General features: G+C 71.7%; 11 protein-coding genes. 8 read left to right on the top strand and 3 right to left on the bottom strand.

Annotated features, from left to right (window positions below; all coding sequences use genetic code 11):
• Positions 1-33 precede the first annotated feature (33 nt).
• The 3 genes from ASG80_RS08035 to ASG80_RS08025 are packed head-to-tail and all read left to right on the top strand — an operon-like array spanning position 34 to position 3,803.
• On the top strand, positions 34-1,239 hold the full coding sequence (locus tag ASG80_RS08035) for a family 1 glycosylhydrolase (RefSeq protein WP_235508240.1): 1,206 nt from the start codon (positions 34-36) through the stop codon (positions 1,237-1,239).
• 33 nt (positions 1,240-1,272) lie between these two features.
• The gene (locus ASG80_RS08030; RefSeq protein ID WP_056729657.1) at positions 1,273-2,784 is read left to right on the top strand and encodes an alpha-N-arabinofuranosidase; all 1,512 of its coding nucleotides are present in this window, start codon (positions 1,273-1,275) and stop codon (positions 2,782-2,784) included.
• The gene (locus ASG80_RS08025) at positions 2,760-3,803 is read left to right on the top strand and encodes an arabinan endo-1,5-alpha-L-arabinosidase (RefSeq protein WP_235508239.1); all 1,044 of its coding nucleotides are present in this window, start codon (positions 2,760-2,762) and stop codon (positions 3,801-3,803) included. The genes ASG80_RS08030 and ASG80_RS08025 overlap by 25 nt, the downstream gene beginning before the upstream one ends.
• A 37-nt stretch (positions 3,804-3,840) precedes the next feature.
• On the opposite strand, the gene xdhC is transcribed toward ASG80_RS08025, so the two are convergent.
• From xdhC to ASG80_RS08010, 3 genes are read right to left on the bottom strand one after another with little or no spacing between them, the layout of a single operon-like run.
• Positions 3,841-4,710: a xanthine dehydrogenase accessory protein XdhC gene (gene xdhC, locus ASG80_RS08020; protein ID WP_056729694.1), complete on the bottom strand. Its 870-nt coding sequence runs from the start codon at positions 4,708-4,710 to the stop codon at positions 3,841-3,843.
• A gap of 17 nt (positions 4,711-4,727) precedes the next feature.
• A complete protein-coding gene (xdhB, locus tag ASG80_RS08015) occupies positions 4,728-7,157 on the bottom strand; it encodes a xanthine dehydrogenase molybdopterin binding subunit (RefSeq protein WP_056729656.1) in 2,430 nt (809 codons plus the stop codon).
• Positions 7,154-8,602 carry a xanthine dehydrogenase small subunit gene (locus ASG80_RS08010; protein WP_056729655.1) on the bottom strand — a complete coding sequence of 483 codons (1,449 nt, stop codon included), beginning with the start codon at positions 8,600-8,602 and terminating at the stop codon, positions 7,154-7,156. Before ASG80_RS08010 ends, xdhB begins: the two co-directional genes overlap by 4 nt.
• A 128-nt stretch (positions 8,603-8,730) precedes the next feature.
• Here ASG80_RS08010 and aceB point away from each other — a divergent pair, with 128 nt between their 5' ends.
• Genes aceB through pucL form a run of 5 tightly spaced genes read left to right on the top strand, consistent with a single transcriptional unit; the run spans position 8,731 to position 14,814 of the window.
• The gene (aceB, locus tag ASG80_RS08005; protein WP_056729654.1) at positions 8,731-10,329 is read left to right on the top strand and encodes a malate synthase A; all 1,599 of its coding nucleotides are present in this window, start codon (positions 8,731-8,733) and stop codon (positions 10,327-10,329) included.
• A gap of 2 nt (positions 10,330-10,331) precedes the next feature.
• Positions 10,332-11,588, top strand: a complete 1,257-nt coding sequence (locus ASG80_RS08000) for an aldolase (RefSeq protein WP_369816238.1) — start codon at positions 10,332-10,334, stop codon at positions 11,586-11,588.
• 40 nt (positions 11,589-11,628) lie between these two features.
• The gene (locus tag ASG80_RS07995) at positions 11,629-12,474 is read left to right on the top strand and encodes a bifunctional allantoicase/(S)-ureidoglycine aminohydrolase (protein ID WP_056729652.1); all 846 of its coding nucleotides are present in this window, start codon (positions 11,629-11,631) and stop codon (positions 12,472-12,474) included.
• Positions 12,465-13,868, top strand: coding sequence for an allantoinase AllB (allB, locus tag ASG80_RS07990; RefSeq protein ID WP_200952527.1), 1,404 nt, complete (start codon positions 12,465-12,467; stop codon positions 13,866-13,868). The genes ASG80_RS07995 and allB overlap by 10 nt, the downstream gene beginning before the upstream one ends.
• 46 nt (positions 13,869-13,914) lie before the next feature.
• Complete coding sequence (pucL, locus tag ASG80_RS07985) at positions 13,915-14,814, top strand: factor-independent urate hydroxylase (RefSeq protein ID WP_056729651.1); 900 nt, start codon at positions 13,915-13,917, stop codon at positions 14,812-14,814.
• Positions 14,815-15,279 lie beyond the last annotated feature (465 nt).

The following is a 15,279-nucleotide window of genomic DNA, read 5'->3' as shown; positions in this document are numbered from 1 at the left end:
CTTCACTTCGCGCTCGGAATCGAGGACACGTTCGTGCCCCAAGAACGCGCCGGCGAGCGCGCGATCGATGAGTACGTGCTCACCGAGCACGACGTCCGGTGGCACTCGGACCTCGGTCTTGCGGTCGATGCCGGAGCGGAGCTGCTGCGCTGGGGCGTTCCCTGGTATCGCATCGAGCCGACGCCAGGAGTGTGGGAGTGGTCCTGGCTCGACCGGGTCATGGATCGATTCGCCGAACTGGGCCTGCGGCCGATCGTCGACCTCATGCACTACGGCACGCCGCTCTGGCTCGAGCACGAGTTCGCGAACCCGGAATATCCGGCCCGGGTCGCCGAGTACTCGGCTCGAGTCGCAGAGCGGTATGCGGCGCTGGGCGTGATGGACTACACGCCGGTCAACGAACCGATGATCCATGCCCTGTTCTCGGGCGAGTATGCGTACTGGCCGCCCTACCTCAGCGGGCCGGATGGCCTCAGCCTCATGGTGCATCGGCTCGCGCGCGGTTTCGTCCTCGCACAGCAGGCGATGCAGCAGGTGCTCGGCGATGGGGCCGTGTTCGTCCACGTCGACGCCGGCATGCGGTATGTCGGGGACACGGATGCACCGGAGCATCGGGATCTCTCGACGCGCCTTCGTGAGCAGGTGTTCCTCGTCGAGGATCTCGTGACGGGACGCGTCGACGGACAGCATCAGCTCGCGTCGTTCCTGCTCGCGCACGGCTGGGGCGACGATGACCTCGCGTGGTTCCGGGCCGACCCGATCCAACCGACGGTGATGGGCGTGAACTACTACCCGAGGCATTCGACCGAGGTGTTCGAGGCGGGTGTCCGTCACGCCGGCGGGTTCCGTGATCCCCGACCAACCCGGGACGACGGTGTCGATGGGCTCGAGGAGTTGTTGCGCGCTGCGGCCGTTCGATACGGCGCGCCCGTCATGCTGACGGAAACGTGCGTGACCGCCTCGGTGCCCGCACGGATCGCGTGGCTGGATGCATCCGTAGCCCGTGTTCGTGAGCTCCGCGATGACGGACTCGATCTCGTCGGCTACACGTGGTGGCCCGTCTTCGACATGTTCGAGTGGACCTACCGCCATTCCGACGCACCTCGGGAGGCGCACCGCCTCACCGTGGGGCTCTGGGAGCTCGCCGAGCGAGATGGAACCCTCGAACGCGTCCCGACGGCGATCGTCGATCGCTTCCGCATGCACGCTGGCGACCCCCGCAATCAGAAGACTCCCTAGCACATCCGTTCATCCTCGAGCAGAGAGCACCACATGCCCACCGCACGCCTGACCATCGACCCGCACTTCACGATCGGGCGCGTCCACCGGCGCGTCTTCGGCGGCTTCGTCGAGCACCTCGGCCGTCACGTCTACGACGGCATCCACGAGCCCGGCCACCCGACGGCCGACGCGGAGGGCTTCCGGGCCGACGTCGTCGAGCTCGTGAAGGAGCTCGGGGTCTCGACGATCCGCTACCCGGGCGGCAACTTCGTCTCGGGCTTCCGCTGGGAGGACAGCGTGGGCCCGCGCGACCAGCGCCCGCGCCGACTCGACCTCGCCTGGCACTCGACCGAGACGAACGAGGTCGGCCTGCACGAGTTCTCGTCGTGGCTCGACAAGGTCGACAGCGAGCTCATGCTCGCCGTGAACCTCGGCACGCGCGGCATCCCCGAAGCGCTCGACCTGCTGGAGTACGCGAACATCCCCAGCGGCACCGCGCTGTCCGAGGGGCGCATCGCGAACGGCCGCACCGACGCGTTCGGGGTGAAGATGTGGTGCCTCGGCAACGAGATGGACGGGCCATGGCAGCTCGGTCACCGCTCGGCCGAGGACTACGGCAAGCTCGCGTCGCAGACCGCGAAGGCGATGCGCCAGCTCGACCCGTCGGTCGAGCTCGTCGTCTGCGGCTCGTCGAGCGCGCACATGCCGACCTTCGGCGAGTGGGAGCGCGTCGTGCTCACGCACACGTACGAGGACGTCGACTACATCTCGTGCCACGCCTACTACGAGGAGAAGGGCGGCGACCTCGCCAGCTTCCTCGCCTCAGCCGTCGACATGGACCGCTTCATCGAGACCGTCGTCGCGACGGCCGACCATGTGAAGGCGGTGCTCGGCAGCGAGAAGACCGTGAACATTTCGTTCGACGAGTGGAACGTCTGGTACCTGACGCGCTTCCACGACGTCGACCGGATCGAGGGGATCGACAACTGGCCGGTCGCCCCGCGACTGCTCGAGGACGTGTACTCCGTTGCCGACGCGGTCGTCTTCGGCAACCTCATGATCTCGCTCCTCAAGCACGCGGACCGCGTCACGAGCGCGTCGCTCGCGCAGCTCGTGAACGTGATCGCGCCGATCATGACCGAGCCGGGCGGCCCCGCCTGGCGGCAGACGACGTTCTTCCCGTTCTCGATCACCTCGCGGCTCGCGCAAGGCGAGGCGCTGGAGCTCAAGCTCGACGCGCCCACGTATGCCACGGCGGAGTACGGCGAGGTGCCGCTCGTCGACGCGGTGGCGACGCACGACGCCGAGTCGGGGCGCACGGCGGTGTTCCTCGTGAACCGCAGCCAGGACGAGGCTGTGACGCTCACGGTCGACGTGTCGACCCTCGGTGATGCGGCGCTGCTCGAATCCCACACCCTCTCCGACGACGACGTCTCCGCGAGGAACACGCTGGCCGACCCCGAGCGGGTCGCGCCGCGGCCGAACGACTCGGTGCGCATCGAGGACGGCGAGCTCACCGTGACGCTCCCGCCGGTGTCGTGGACCGCACTGTCGCTCGGCTGACCGGGTCCAGCGCGGCGCGGCGGTCGTCGATGCCGTCGCGCCGCGTCGCACGCGGGGTCTCCGTGCTGGCCGCAGCATCCGTCATCGCATTGCTCGCCGCGTGCGCGCCCGGCGGCGCGCGCGAGCTGACGGGCGACCTCGCCGCCCACGACCCGGCGCTCGCCCGTGACGGCGACACATGGTACGTCTACTCCACCGGCAACGGCACGGTCGCCGACGGGAACATCCAGGTGCGCTCATCCGACGACGGCGTCACGTGGCGCTACGACGGCGAGGTGTGGCAGGAGAAGCCCGGGTGGCTCCGCGAGTCGGTGCCGGGCGTCGACAACCTCTGGGCGCCCGAGCTCGTCGAGCACGACGGCATCTGGTACCTCTACTACTCCGCGTCCACGTTCGGGAAGAACTCGTCGGTGATCGCCCTGGCGACGAACACGACGGTCGATCCCGACGACCCCGAGTACGCCTGGGTCGACCGCGGTCCCGTCGTGACGTCCTCGAGCGGCGACGACTTCAACGCCATCGACCCCGGCGTGGCCGTCGACGCCGAGGGCACGCCCTGGATGTCGTTCGGCTCGTTCTGGAGCGGCATCCGCATGGTGGAGCTCGACTGGCCGAGCGGGCTGCGCGCCGACGACGGCGAGCCGCTGCGCCTCGCCGACCGCGGCGTGCCGCCGAACGCGATCGAAGCACCGTACCTCGTCGAGCATGACGGCGAGTGGTTCCTGTTCGTCTCGCTCGACTCGTGCTGCCGCGGCACGGACAGCACCTACCGCGTCGCCGTGGGCCGATCGAATGCTCCGACCGGTCCGTTCGTGGACCGCGACGGCGTGCCGCTCCTCGAAGGCGGCGGCACCGTGCTGCTCGAGTCCGAGGGGTCGCGCATCGGGCCCGGCGGGCAGTCGATCGCCGACGGGATGATGGCGCTGCACTACTACGACGCGAACCTGCGTGGCGCGTTCCAGCAGGCGCTCCTCCCGTTGCGGTGGGACGGCGACGGGTGGCCCGTGGCCGAGTGGTGAGGAGCCCGACGAAGCGCAACCGAGTGGGGGCTGAAGGTCACGCGGAGCCCGATGCCGAGCCCGTCGCCGCCGTCGCAGGCTGGACGGCAGCCGCCTCCTCCACGAGCTGCAGCACGCGCGCGGCGACGCTCACCGCGATCGCCGCGGGCTCCTTCGACCGGATGCCCTCGATGCCGATCGGCGTCGACACCCGTGTGAGGTCGGCTTCGCCGAAACCCGCCTCCTCGCGCAACTGCTTCCGGAATCGCGTCCACTTCGAGCGTGAGCCGATGAGGCCGATCGAGCCGAGGCCGGGGGAGCGCAGCGCGGCCTCGACGATCGCGAGGTCCTCGACGTGGTCGTGGGTCATGACGAGCACGTGCGCGCCCTCCGGAAGCTCCGCGAGTGCGGCCTCGGGCACGGGCAGGTGGCGCACCCGCACGGTCGCCTCGGCGTCGCCGAGCACGCCGGAGGACCCTGGCACCCCGAGACGTTCAGGCGCGAGCATCTCGGCCCGGGAGTCGACGAGCCAGAGCTCGATCGGATGCCGGCCCAGGATGCGCGCGAGCTCCAGGCCGACGTGGCCGAGGCCGAAGATCGCGACCGACGGGACCACCCGCACGGGTTCCAGCAGCATGGTGACCTCTCCTCCGCAGCACTGCACCCCGTACTCAGTGGTGGTCTTGTCGCTGAGCGTCAGCGTGAGCAGCTCGGGCTCCGCGATGCCATCGGCGAGCAGCTCGCGAGCCCGGTGGATCGCCGTCGCCTCAAGGTTGCCGCCGCCGACGGTGCCGAACAGCGCGTCCGGCGAGACGACCATCTTCGCGCCGCCGTTGCGCGGGGCGTGACCGCGCACCATCGCCATCGTCACGATCACCGCCGGCGTCCGTGCCGCGCGGAGCCGCTGCACGGCCTCCAACCAGTCCACGCCCACGCCTCCGGGTCTCAGGAGTCCGACGGCACGAGGCGAGGTCCGGCAGTGGTGGCCGCGGCATCCGTGCCCGGGCGCTCGCCGGCGGCCCCGACGGCCGCACGGGCGGCCATGATCGCGCGGAAGGTCGCCTCGGGGGTCGCCGGAGAGCCGAGGTCCACGCTGCATCCGTCGGGTCCGAACGCGGCGACCGCCTCGCGGATCGCCTCGCGCACGCTGAACGCGAGCATGAGCGGCGGCTCGCCGACGGCCTTCGACCCGTACACCGCACCGTCCTCGGCGGCGTGCTCGAGCAGCCGCACGTTGAACACCTCGGGCATCTCCGAGAAGCTCGGCAGCTTGTACGTGCTCGCCGACTGGGTGAGCAGCCGGCCCCGGCCGGGCCCGTCGCCGGTGTCCCAGCGCAGCTCCTCGAGCATGAGCCATCCCGCGCCCTGCACGAATGCGCCTTCGACCTGGCCGAGGTCGATGATGGGCGACAGCGAGTCGCCGACATCGTGCAGGATGTCGACCCGCAGCATCCGTGAGACGCCCGTGAACCCGTCGACCTCCACCTCGGTCGCCGCCGCGCCGTAGGCGAAGTACTTGAACGGCTCGCCCTGCATCGTCTCGGCGTCCCAGTGCAGTCCCTCGGTGCGGTAGAAGCCGGCCGCCCAGAGCTGCACGCGCTGGTGGTACGCGGCCTGGGCCACCTCCGCGAACGTGAACGAGGATCCGGACACTTCGACGGAGCCCGGTGGAACTACCCCGAGGCCGGCGACCCGCCCGCCGGAGAACCGCACGTCGCGCTGGTCGATGCCGAGCATCCGCCCCGCCACCGCGGCCATGCGGTCGCGGATCTGCTCGCACGCGTGCTTGACCGCGCCGCCGTTGAGGTCGGCCCCCGAGGAGGCCGCCGTCGCGGAGGTGTTCGGCACCTTGTCGGTGCGCGTCGGGGCGAGCCGCACCGCCTCGAGCGGCACCCCGAGCGCGGTCGCCGCGACCTGCAGCATCTTCGTGTGCAGCCCCTGGCCCATCTCGGTGCCGCCGTGGTTCACGAGCACCGAGCCGTCCTTGTACACGTGCACGAGCGCGCCGGCCTGGTTGTACGCGGTGAGGGTGAACGAGATGCCGAATTTCACGGGCGTGATGGCGAGGGCGCGTTTCACGTCGTCATGCTCGGCGTTGAACGCGGCGATCCGGGCGCGGCGCGCGTCGAACTCGCTCGTGTGCCGGAGCTCGTTCCAGATGGTGTGCAGCCGTTCCGCGTGGCGCACGGGCTGGCCGTAGGGAGTGGTCTGGCCGGGCACGTAGAGGTTGCGCTCACGAAGGGTCGCGGCGTCGATGCCGAGGGCGGGCGCCGCGAGACCGAGCACGTTCTCGATGACGAACATCCCCTGCGGCCCGCCGAAGCCGCGGAACGCCGTCTGCGAGGTCTTGTGGGTCTTCGCGATGCGTCCCTGCGCCACGAAGTGGGGGATCCAGTACGCGTTGTCGACATGGCAGAGCGCCCGGCCCATCACGGGCTCCGAGAGGTCGAGGCTCCAGCCCCCGTCGGAGGTGAGCGTCGTCGCGAGGGCGAGGATGCGCCCGTCGTCGTCGAATCCGGCCTTCCACACGATGTGGAACGGATGCCGCTTGCCGGTCATCGTGAGGTCCTGCGTGCGGTTCAGCCGCAGCCGCACCGCTCGGCCGGTGAGCATGGCGCCGAGTGCGGCGATCGCGGCGAAGCCGTGCGGCTGCATCTCCTTTCCGCCGAATCCGCCGCCCATGCGAAGACACTGCACGGTGACCCGGTTGTTCGGCAGGCCGAGCACGTGCGCGACGATCTCCTGCGTCTCCGAGGGATGCTGCGTGCTGCACTCGATGAACACCTGGCCCTCGGAGTCGATGCGCGCGAGGGAGGCGTGCGTCTCGAGGTAGAAGTGCTCCTGCCCGCCGACCTCGACGACGCCCTCGAAGACGTGCGGCGCGGTGGCCAGGACGGACTCGGGGTCGCCCCGCCGGATCGTGCGGGGGATGCCCTGGAACGAGCCCGCCTCGATCGCCTCCGGCACGGTGATGATCGACGGAAGCGTCTCGTATTCCACCCGCACCGCGGCCGCGCCGAGTCGCGCGGCGTCCGCCGTCTCGGCGAGCACCCACGCGAGCGCATGCCCGTGGAACATCGCCTCGCTCGGGAAGAGCGGCTCGTCGTGCTTGACGCCCGCGTCGTTGACGCCGGGCACGTCGTCGGCCGTGAGCACGCGCACGACACCGGGTACGTCGAGGGCGGGCCGCACGTCGAGCGTCACGAGCGCGTGCGCCTGCTCGGACTGCACGGGCCACGCCGTGAGCACCCCGGCGGTGAGGGCGGCCAGGTCGTCGGTGTACACCGCGGCGCCCGTGGCGTGCAGCGCGGCGCTCTCGTGGGGCGTGCGCCGACCGACGACCGGGTCGGTCGGGCGGGCGGCGAGCTCGCTCATGCCGGCACCTCTTCCGTCGTGAACGGGGTCGAACGAGAGAGCTTCAGGAGGGCCGTTCCGAGCATGAGCGCGCGGTACTCCGCGCTCGCCCGGTGGTCGGACATCGGCGTGCCCTCTGTGCCGAGCACGGATGCCGCCTCGCGGGCGGTCTCGCGGTTCCACTCGCGGCCCATGAGCGCGGCCTCGGTGGCGCGGGCGCGGATGGGGGTGGCCGCGACGCCGCCGAGCCCGATGCGCGCCGAGGCGATGACCCCGTCGTCGAGGTCGAGCGCGAAGCCCACGGCGACGCTGGAGATGTCGTCGAAGCGCCGCTTCGCGATCTTGTGGAAGGCGGCGAGCCCGGCGAGCGGCATCGGGATCCGCACCGCGCGGATGAGCTCGTCGTCGCGGCGCAGCGTCTGCCGGTAGCCGGTGAAGTACTCCGCGAGGTCGACCTCCCGCTCGCCGTCGGCGGAGACGAGCACGACGCGCGCTTCGAGCGCGAGGAGGGCCGGCGAGGTGTCGCCGATCGGCGAGGCGGTGCCGAGGTTGCCGCCGATCGTGGCCCGGTTGCGGATGAGGGGCGACGCGAACTGCGGGAACACCTCGGCGAGCAGCGGCACGCGGCCGTCGAGGCCGCGTTCGATCTCGGAGAGCGAGAGCGCCGCGCCGATCTCGAGGCTCGCGTCGTCGCTGAAGGCGAGCGTGCGGAGCTCGGGAAGCCGTTCGATCGCGATGGTGAGGGCCGCGCGCCGTCCGCGGAGGTTCACCTCGACGCCCCAGTCCGTGGTGCCGGCGACCACCATCGCCTCGGGCTCGTCGCGCAGCAGCGTCAGGGCCTCGTCGAGCGATGCCGGTCGCACGAAGCGCTCGTCGCCGTCGCCCAGCCGGGTCGCCGCCGGCCCCGGCGCGGGGCGCTCCCGGCGTGCGGCCAACGGGTCGTGCGCGTCGGGCTCGCCGAGCGCGTACGCGGCATCCCGGATCGGACGGTACCCGGTGCACCGGCAGAGATTGCCGCTCAGCGCATGCAGGTCGAATCCGTTCGGCCCGTGGTGTCCGTCGGCCGTTTCGTCGCCGGCCGTCCGCCCGGCGCGGTAGAACTCGCCCGCCATGCTGCAGGCGAAGCCCGGCGTGCAGTAGCCGCACTGCGAGCCGCCCGCCTCGGCGAGCCCGGCCTGCACCGGGTGCGGATGCTCGGGCGACCCGAGCCCCTCCGCCGTCACGACCTCCTGCCCGTCGAGCGCGGCGGCCGGCACGAGGCACGCGTTGACGGTCGTCCACTCGGTGCCGCCGTCGTCGCGAGGTGCCGCGAGCAGCACCGCGCAGGCGCCGCATTCGCCCTCGGCGCAGCCCTCCTTGCAGCCCGTGAGCCCGAGGTCGCGCAGCCAGTCCAGCGCCGACGTGTGCACAGCAACGCCCCGCAACGGGTGTGTCACCCCGTTGACCGTCACGCCGATGGGATCCATGGTCGAACTCCTTGGTTCCGGAGTCTACGCCGCCGCGTTCCGCGTGTTTCCGGTTACGCCGTGATCGCATCTGCGCGAAGATGAGCTGAGCGTGTGGAGCATCAACCCCGGAAGGGAGCGGCAGCCGCATGACCATCGAGATCGCCCGTGACAGCGAGGTTCCGGGCGGCGAGGAGATCCTCACCGACGAGGCGCTCGCCTTCGTCGAGGAGCTGCATCGTCGCTTCGATCCGCGCCGTCGAGCGCTGCTCGCCGCCCGACACGACCGCCGTGAGCGGATCGCCCGCGGCGAGCCGCTCGACTTCCTTCCCGAGACGGCCGAGGTGCGCTCGGCCGACTGGCGCGTGCCCCCGCCGCCCGACGCCCTCACCGACCGGAGGGTCGAGATCACGGGACCCGCCTCCCCGCCGAAGATGGCGATCAACGCGCTGAACTCCGGAGCACGCGTATGGCTCGCCGACTTCGAGGACGCCCTGAGCCCGACGTGGGCCAACGTCGTCGGCGGCGTGCTGAACCTCCGCGACGCCGCACGCGGCGCGCTCGCCTTCGCCTCGCCCGAGGGGAAGGAGTATGCGCTCCGCGACGACGTGCGCCGCCCGACGGTGATCGCCCGCCCGCGAGGCTGGCACCTGCCCGAACGGCATGTGCTCATCGACGGCGAGCGCGCCTCGGGGTCGCTCGTGGACTTCGGGCTGCACTGCTTCCATACCGCGCAGCAGCTCATCGACAACGGCGACGGCCCGTACTACTACCTGCCGAAGCTCGAGAGCCACCTCGAGGCGCGCCTCTGGAACGATGTGTTCGTCTTCGCCCAGGACGCACTCGGCATCCCGGGGGGCACCATACGGGCGACCGTGCTCATCGAGACCATCCCCGCGGCTTTCGAGATGGACGAGATCCTGTACGAGCTGCGCGAGCACGCGGCGGGCCTCAATGCCGGCCGCTGGGACTACCTGTTCAGCATCATCAAGGTGTTCCGCGACGCCGGCCCCGAGTTCGTCGTGCCCGACCGCGCCGCGGTGTCGATGACCGCGCCGTTCATGCGGGCCTACACCGACCTGCTCGTGAAGACCTGCCACCGGCGCGGCGCCATGGCGATGGGCGGCATGGCGGCGTTCGTGCCGAACCGCGCAGATCCCGAGGCCACGGCCGTCGCGTTCGAGAAGGTGCGCGCCGACAAGACCCGGGAGGCGAACGACGGCTTCGACGGCTCCTGGGTCGCGCATCCCGACCTGGTGCCGGTCTGCCTGGAGGTGTTCGACGGAGTGCTCGGCGACCGGCCGAACCAGCTCGACCGCCAGCGCCCCGAGGTCGAGGTGACCGCCGCGCAGCTCCTCGACGTCGCGTCCACCGGCGGCGCGGTCACCGAGGCGGGCCTGCGCACGAACCTCTCGGTCGGCGTGGCGTACCTTGCGGCGTGGCTCGCGGGCAACGGCGCGGTGGCCCTTCACAGCCTCATGGAGGATGCCGCCACGGCCGAGATCTCCCGCTCCCAGGTGTGGCAGCACCTGCAGCACCGCGTGGTGCTCGCCGACACCGGCCGCACGATGACCCCCGGGCTCGTGCGCGCCGTGCTCGACGAGGAGGTGGAGCACCTGCGCTCGGAGACGCCGCCCGTGCGGTTCGCCGCGTTCACGGAGCCGGCCGCGCGCCTCACCGCAGACCTCTGCCTGCGCGACGAGTACGTCGACTTCCTCACCCTGCCCGCGTACGAACTGCTGGAGTGAGCGTGCGCACCGCCCTCACCGCCGCCGACCTCGCCGTGATCGACGCCCGTCTCACGCCGACCGACGAGCTGCTCGCGCGGGCCTATCCGGGAGACGACGGGTCGCGCCAGCCCGTGCACACCGTCTACGTGGCCGCCGACCGGTACACGCCCGAGCTGCCCACCGTGTGGGGGCGCGCGGCGCTCACCGCCGTCGACGCGGCCGGGGGTGTCGAGGCGGTCGCGGTCTCGGTCAGCCTCGACCAAGAGGTCGCGGCGGCCGTCGCACCCGGGGTGCGATCCAAGCTCGAACGCGAGCCGATCGAGGACCTGCGCATCGACTTCGAGGACGGCTACGGCGACCGGGGCGACGACGTCGAGGACGCCGATGCGGAGCGTGCGGCCAAGCGGGTCGTCGCCGCGGCGGGCGCGGGGTTCGCCCCGCCGTTCATCGGCATCCGGATCAAGAGCCTCGAGGTGGCGACGCGGGCCCGCGGCATCCGCACCCTCGACCTGTTCGTGACGACGCTGATGGAGCATGGTGGCCTCCCCGACGGGCTCGCGCTCACGCTGCCGAAGGTGTCGACGGTCGCCCAGGTGGAGGCGATGGCAGATGCCGTGGCCGCCCTCGAGCGCGCGCACGGCCTGACCGACGGGAGGCTCCGCTTCGAGGTGCAGGTCGAGACTCCGCAGGTCGTGCTGGGGGCCGACGGCACGGCGCCCGTCGCGCGCCTGCCGCTCGCCGCGCCGGGCCGCATCAGCGGTCTCCATTACGGCACCTACGACTACAGCGCCGCGATCGGCATCGCCGCCCGGTACCAGTCGTTGGAGCATCCGGCGGCCGACCTCGCGAAGGGGATCATGCAGGTCGCGGTCGCCGGTACCGGCATCCGCCTGTCCGACGGGTCGACGAACCTCCTGCCCGTCGGCGAACGCACGGCCGAGGCGTGGCGGCTGCACGCCCGGCTCGTGCGGCGCTCGCTCGAGCGCGGCTTCCCGCAGGGCTGGGACCTGCACGCGCACCAGCTGCCGACTCGCTTCATCGCGACGTACGCGTTCTACCGCGAGGGCTGGCCCGAGGCATCCGCCCGGCTCCGCGACGCGCTCGATCGCACGCCCGGTGCCGTGCTCGACGAGCCGGCGACGATCCGCGCACTCGCGGGCTTCGTGCTGCGCGGCGTGCGGTGCGGGGCGCTCTCCACCGGCGAGGTCGCGGAAGGCACTGGCCTCGACGAACCGACGCTCGTCGCGCTCGCCCATCCGAGACGCGCGACGAGCTGAGCGGATGCCGCGGCGCAGGCCGCACGGACGAGGAGGTCCCATGAGCTACTACACCCCGCAGGGCGGCCTGCCGCCCCAGACCGAGCTGCTCACCGACCGGGCGATCGTGACCGAGGCGTACACGGTCATCCCGAAGGGCGTGCTGCGCGACATCGTGACGAGCAACGTGCCCGGCTTCACGAACACCCGTTCGTGGATCCTCGCGCGGCCGATCGCCGGGTTCTCCACGACATTCGCCCAGCTCCTCGTCGAGATCGGGCCGGGCGGGGGCGCCGAGCGGCCCGAGCAGGAGGAGGGCGTCGAGGGGGTCGTGTTCGTCACGGCGGGCGAGCTCACCCTGACGCTCGAGGGCGAGCGGCACGTGCTCGCAGCGGGCGGGTACGCGTACCTCGCCGCGGGCGCCTCGTGGTCGCTCGCCAACGAGGGCGACGAGCGCACGAGCCTCCACTGGATCCGCAAGGCGTACGAGCCGCTCGAGGGCCGCACCACGACGTCGTTCGTGACGAGCGACCAGGCGGTCCCGCCACAGGAGATGCCCGACTCGAACGGGGCCTGGGCGACGACGCGCTTCGTCGACCCCGACGACCTCGCGCACGACATGCACGTGAACATCGTGACGTTCCAGCCCGGCGGCGTCCTTCCGTTCGCCGAGACCCACGTGATGGAGCACGGGCTGTTCGTGCTCGAGGGGAAGGCGGTCTACCACCTCAACGGCGACTGGGTCGAGGTCGAGGCGGGCGACTTCATGTGGCTCCGGGCGTTCTGCCCGCAGGCGTGCTACGCCGGTGGGCCCGGGCCGTTCCGCTACCTGCTCTACAAGGACGTGAACCGCCAGGTCCGACTCACCGATCCGGCCACCGGGCGAGCCGCGAGCCGATGGGGGTGAGCGAGCGGATGCCGCGGGCGGCCGGCGCGGCATCCGGGCCCTTCGACCTCGTGGTAGCGGGCGAGCGGGTGCTCGTCGGCAGCGCGTTCGCGCCCGCCGAGGTCGGCGTGCGAGAGGGCGCCATCGGGCGTGTGGCTCCGCTCGGCGCGGGCCTCGCCGCCACCCGCCACGTGCGGCTCGGCGACGACGAGGTGCTCATCCCGGGCCTCGTCGACACGCATGTGCACGTGAACGAGCCGGGGCGCACCGAGTGGGAGGGATTCGCGTCGGCGACGCGCGCCGCCGCCGCTGGCGGGGTCACCACCATCGTCGACATGCCGCTCAACAGCATCCCGCCCACCACCACGGTCGCGGCGCTCGAGGCCAAGCGGCGCGCGGCGCGCGGCGCCGTCTTCGTCGACGTGGGGTTCTGGGGCGGACTCGTGCCGGGCAACGAGGCCGACCTCGGGTTGCTCGTCCACGAGGGCGTCTTCGGGTTCAAGTGCTTCCTCGTGGACTCCGGCGTCGAGGAGTTCCCCGCGGTCACCACCGTCGAGATGGAGGCGGCGATGCGGGCGCTCGTCGGCACCGACTCGCTGCTCATCGTGCACGCCGAGGATGCTTCGCTCATCGATGCGGCGCCGCACCCGCACAGCCGCGCCTACGCCGACTTCCTCGCCTCGCGACCGCGCGCGGCCGAGCACGCCGCGATCGCCGCCGTGATCGAGGCGGCCGCCCGAACGGGGGCGCGAGCGCACATCCTGCACCTGAGCTCTGCCGACGCGCTCGGCACGATCGCGCAGGCCAAGCGCGAGGGAGTGCGCCTCAGCGTCGAGACCTGCCCGCACTACCTGACCCTCACCGCGGAGGAGGTGCCGCAGGGGGCGACCGCGTTCAAGTGCTGCCCGCCGATCCGCGAGGCCGCGAATCGCGACGCGCTCTGGCGCGGGCTCGAGGAGGGCACGATCGACTTCGTCGTCTCCGACCACTCGCCCGCGTCGCCCGCGGTGAAGCTCGCGGGCGACGGCGACTTCGCCGAGGCGTGGGGCGGCATCGCGTCGCTCCAGCTCGGACTGCCGATCGTCTGGACCGAGGCGCGGCGCCGCGGCATCCCGCTCGCCCGAGTCGTCGAGTGGATGTCGGGCGCGCCCGCACGGCGCGTCGGACTCGCGACCAAGGGCGCGATCGCCGAGGGGCGCGCGGCCGACCTCGTCGTGTTCGCGCCCGACGCCGGGTTCACGGTGGAGGCCGCGGCGCTCGAGCACCGGCATCCGATCACGCCGTACGACGGGCGCGAGCTCGCGGGGATCGTGCGGGCGACGTACCTCGCCGGCGTCCCGATCGACCGGTCGGATCCGCGCGGACGACTGCTGCGGCGGGCAGAATCGGAGGGTGGACCGGGCGATGTCGCGTGAAGAGCTCAGCCCTATCGCCTGTTCGACCTATCGAGGGAGTTGAGCCATGCCAGAGCCCGCCATCGTCCTCGGCCCCAACCAATACGGCAAGGCCGAGGTGCGCGTCGTGAAGGTCACGCGCGACACCGCACGTCATGAGATCGACGACCTCAACGTCACGTCCCAGCTGCGCGGCGACTTCGCCGCGGTGCACCTCGAGGGCGACAATTCCCACGTGGTGGCCACCGACACCCAGAAGAACACGATGTTCGCGTTCGCCCGCGACGGGATCGGCACGCCCGAGGCGTTCCTGCTGCGCCTCGCCGAGCACTTCACGAGCTCGTTCGACTGGGTGAGCGGCGGCCGGTGGGAGGCGGAGCGGTACGCCTGGCAGCGCATCCGAGTGGGCGACGCCGAGCATGACCATGCGTTCGTGCGCAGCGGGCAGGAGGTGCGCACCGCAGTGGTGGTCGCCGATGGCGACGCGCGCCACGTGATCGCCGGCCTCAAGGACCTCACGGTGCTGAAGACCACCGAGTCGGGCTTCGAGGGCTACCCGAAGGACCGCTACACGACGCTCCCCGAGACCCACGACCGCGTGCTCGCCACGGATGTCGCCGCCAGGTGGCGCTACGCACGCGCCGATGTCGACTACGACGCCGCCTACGCGAGCGTGCGCGCCCTGCTCCTCGAGGCGTTCGCCGAGAAGTACTCCGCCGCGCTGCAGACGACCCTGTTCGACATGGGACGCCGCGTACTCGAACGACACCCCGAGATCGCCGAGATCCGGTTCTCGATGCCGAACAAGCACCACTTCGTCGTCGACCTCACTCCGTTCGGACTGGACAACCCGAACGAGGTGTTCTTCGCGGCCGACCGGCCCTACGGGCTCATCGAGGCGGCGGTCCAACGCGAGGGCGTCGAGAGCCCGGCCGTGGCCTGGGAGGGCATCGCGGGGTTCTGCTGAGCGGATGCCGCGGGTCCCCTCCGCTACTCCCGCGCCTCCGTCCCACCCGGGCCTCCGTCACGGGCCTCCCTCCCGGTCCCTGCTTATGCAGGAACTTCTGCCCTTCCCCTGCCGGTCGCGCCCGCGACACGCCGGGATCTCGACGGAAGTTCCTGCAGTACCTCGGGAGTATTTCCACTCGTCCTCCCTCCCGTCCCTCCCGTCCCTCCCGTCCCTCCCGTCCCTCCCGTCCCTCCCGTCCCTCCCGTCCCTCCCGTCCCTCCCGGTCCTCCCCGGCCCTGTCAATGCAGGAACTTCCGCCCTTCCGCGGCGAGTCGCCGCCGCGACGCGTCGGTGTCTCGACGGAAGTTCCTGCGGTACCTCGGGAGCCATTTCCACTCGCCCTCCCACGACCGCATGCGACGGGGGGTTTCACTGCCCGCCGCTCAGTCCCCGACGGCCGCGCCTCGGCGCCGGAGGATGCTC

The organism is Agromyces sp. Soil535 (genome assembly GCF_001428255.1).
Lineage (GTDB): Bacteria > Actinomycetota > Actinomycetes > Actinomycetales > Microbacteriaceae > Agromyces.
The sequence above is the reverse complement of the archived record's forward strand: the minus strand, read 5'-3'. Positions and strand labels throughout refer to the sequence as shown.